Below are 3383 nucleotides of genomic sequence, written 5' to 3' on the forward strand. Positions count from 1 at the left end.
CGTAACCAATAGCCCGTTGAGAAGGGCCGGGACATAGGGCGATATAGTCTCAATCATCGCTGTAGCCCCGGCGCCTTCGCTTGTTTAGGCCTGCTCACTCGCCGCCATACCAAAACTTTTTCCTATCTGACAAAAAGCCAGTGGTCGTGTTGTACGCTATCCAGGTATTGAGGAGGGCCAGGAAATGGTAGTCTCCTGGACGAACAGCGTATGAAAAGCCCGTTGCTTCGATTGGCTTGTCGCGACCGATGATCTTAACGTTGGCGGTAGGGTTCGCCTTCATGAAGAGAAGATGGGTCAGGTTGTCGCTAAGCGTCGCATCTGCGCGGCCAGAAGCCACTTCCAAGGCTGCCGCGACAGCATTGTCAGAGACAATTGTCTTCTGCTGCGCTTTAGGAAGCAGTCTGGCACTTTGTGCCACAGAGGCCATCCCAGCAATCGCGACAATGGTGTATTTCGGATCGTCAAGTTTCTTCCAATCGTCGATATCCAAGTCGCCCCGTACGAGCCATGTATTGCCCGTCGTTATGTAGCTGTCGGTGAAGTCGACGGTCATCGCGCGCGCTGGGGTACGGAACATGTCGACCATAGCGATGTCGTATTGGTTCTGCATTAGTGCGGGGATGATCGTGCTCCAGGTCTCGTCAACGATCTGCAGCTTTACCTCAAGCGCGTCGGCWAGGTTTTTTGCCATGTCGACGTTAAATCCTTCCCACTCACCGGTTGCAGGATTTTTTTGCTGTGCAGGCGTCGAGTCAGCCATTCCGACGCGCAAGACGCCAGATTGCTTGATGGCCTCAAGGGTCTGGGCTTGCGCCGGCCCGGCCGCAAGAAGCCCCAACGACATGATCACGCCCATAAAAAATGATATGACTTGCCGATACATCGATACCCTCCTGTTTGCTGTATTTTCGCTTGTTGTTCTTCCAATTCGGCATTTTAGGCGTGGTGGTCGTTCGCCGGTACGCTGAAAAAGCTGATCATGTCCATAACAGGAGATTATCGAATGACGCCCAGTTCGCGGCTTTCGGAAGGTTTAGATCGCCAAAAAGGTATCGGCTCCGGCCCGAACTTTGCACCTCAATCGATGTCGAACGAAACACCCTGAGCAAGCGGCAGGGCCTTGGAATAGTTCACCGTGTTGGTGGCGCGGCGCATATAGGCCTTCCACGCATCGGAACCGCTCTCGCGACCGCCGCCGGTTTCCTTCTCGCCGCCGAAGGCGCCACCGATCTCGGCGCCCGACGTGCCGATGTTGACGTTGGCGATGCCGCAATCCGAACCGTCGACGCCGAGGAAGCGCTCGGATTCCTGCAGGTCGCGGGTGAAGATCGACGACGACAGTCCGGCGCCGACCGCATTGTGCTCGTCGAGCACGGCGTCGAAGTCGGAATATTTCATCACATAGAGGATCGGCGCGAAGGTTTCTTCCGTCACCGGCGCAACCTGCTTTGGCATTTCGACCAGCGCCGGATGCACGTAATAGGCATCGGGATGGTCGTTCTCGACCCGCGTGCCGCCGGTCACCTTGCCGCCATGCGCGCCGGCTTCCTTCAGCGCCTTCTGCATGGCGTCGAAGGCTGCCTTGTCGATCAGCGGACCGACCAGCGAAGAGGTTTCCAGCGGATTGCCGACCGAGACGCTCTCATAGGCCTTCTTCAGCCGCGGCAGCAAAGCATCATAGACGCTGTCATGCACGAACAGGCGCCGCAGCGTCGTGCAGCGCTGGCCGGCTGTGCCCATGGCGCCGAAGGCAATGGCGCGCAAGGCCATATCGAGATCGGCGGTCGGGCAGACGATGCCGGCATTGTTGCCGCCGAGTTCCAGCACGGCGCGGGCAAAGCGCTTGGCCAGCCGCGGACCGACATCCCGGCCCATGCGGGTCGAGCCGGTCGCCGAGACCAGCGCAACCTTCGGGTGGTCGACCAGGATTTCGCCGATGGCGCGATCGCCGATCAGCACCGGCGCCAGCCCTTCCGGCGCATCGCCGAAACGCTCGGCCGCGCGCTTGAAGATCGCCTCGCAGGCGAGCGCGGTCAGCGGCGTCTTTTCCGACGGCTTCCACACCACGGCGTCGCCGCAGACCAGCGCCAGCGCCGCATTCCACGACCACACCGCTACGGGAAAGTTGAAGGCCGAGATGACACCGACCACGCCAAGCGGATGCCAGGTTTCCAACATGCGATGGCCCGGACGCTCGGTGGCAATGGTCAGGCCATACAACTGCCTGGAAAGACCGACCGCGAAGTCGCAGATGTCGATCATCTCCTGCACTTCGCCCAAGCCCTCGGACGGGATCTTGCCGACCTCGATCGATACCAGCCGGCCAAGCTCGGTCTTGTGCGCGCGCAACTCCTCACCGAGCAGGCGCACCAGTTCGCCGCGCCGGGGACCCGGCACCATCCGCCAGGCCTGGAACGCCTTATGCGCGGCATCGATGGTCTTGGCCGCATCGGCGGGCGAGATCGTCTTCAGTGCCGCGATCTCTTCACCCGTCACCGGGCTGTGCACGATCAGGTCGCCGCCGACAAGCGCGTCCTTGGCCACGCCCAGTTTCGCCAGAAGCTCGGCCGTTTCCTTCGCTACATCCACCGATTTGACTGCAATGTTCATGTCCCGAACTCCTGTTCCTGATTACCCAAGACATACCGAGCCGACGCTGCCAGGCGACGTCAGTCGCTTCAGGCCGGCGGCAAGATCCTTGTTTTTCTGCTGCGTGTAGAGGTCGTAGTAAGCCTGGTTCTTGCGGCCTATGCCGTGCTCGGCGCTAAAGCTGCCGCCAAACTGGTCGACCGCAACGGAATAGACCCAGTCGCGCAGTTGTTGCTCGAAGCGATCATCCACCGGACCGGTACGCGTCTCGTCAACAACCAGATTGAAATGGACACCGCCGTCCCCGATATGGCCAAAGTCGAGAATTGCGACATCGGCAAAGCGGCCGGGCAGTTCGCTCTTCATCCAGTTGCAGAACACCTGCACGTCAGCCCTGCGGAATGACAGATCGAAAGCCACGAGACGGCCCGCATGTTTGGCACCCTCCGACAGAGCATGGCGCAACGCCCACATTTCGTGCGCGGGGCCGACGAAGGCATCGGCCAGCGGCGAGCCTTCTGCCTCCCAGATTTCGGCAAGCACCGTTTCAAGGACGGCGTCGAGCGGCTGCTCGCCCTCGCGTGGCGCCCAACTGCGGGAGATTTCGGCGAGGATGACATAAGCGGGGACATCGCCGTTCTGGAAGGGGTTGCGCAGCGATGGCACGTGGGCGAGCGCCGCACCGATGGCGTTTCTGGACATGCCTTCGAAGGCCGACAGATACGATCCCAGGCGCTCTTCCATCATCCGCAGCAGCGGCATGACGGCTGCGCCGTCTCCCGGCACAAGAT

The 3383-nt window shown here is 60.7% G+C and carries 3 protein-coding genes; all 3 read right to left on the reverse strand.

Annotation, left to right across the window (positions count from 1 at the left end):
* Positions 1 to 94: 94 nt before the first annotated feature.
* Entirely contained in the window at positions 95 to 886 is a 792-nt protein-coding gene (locus ACXJ7R_RS27990; protein ID WP_457154655.1) for a transporter substrate-binding domain-containing protein, read from the reverse strand.
* Between the two features lie 194 nt (positions 887 to 1080).
* Positions 1081 to 2613 (reverse strand): L-piperidine-6-carboxylate dehydrogenase, encoded by a 1533-nt coding sequence (amaB, locus tag ACXJ7R_RS27995; protein WP_457154656.1) that lies wholly within the window; start codon positions 2611 to 2613, stop codon positions 1081 to 1083.
* Positions 2614 to 2634: 21 nt separating this feature from the next.
* Positions 2635 to 3383: FAD-binding oxidoreductase (locus ACXJ7R_RS28000; RefSeq protein WP_457154657.1), on the reverse strand; the 749-nt coding region annotated here is incomplete at its 5' end.

This window comes from Mesorhizobium sp. P5_C1 (assembly GCF_054049815.1).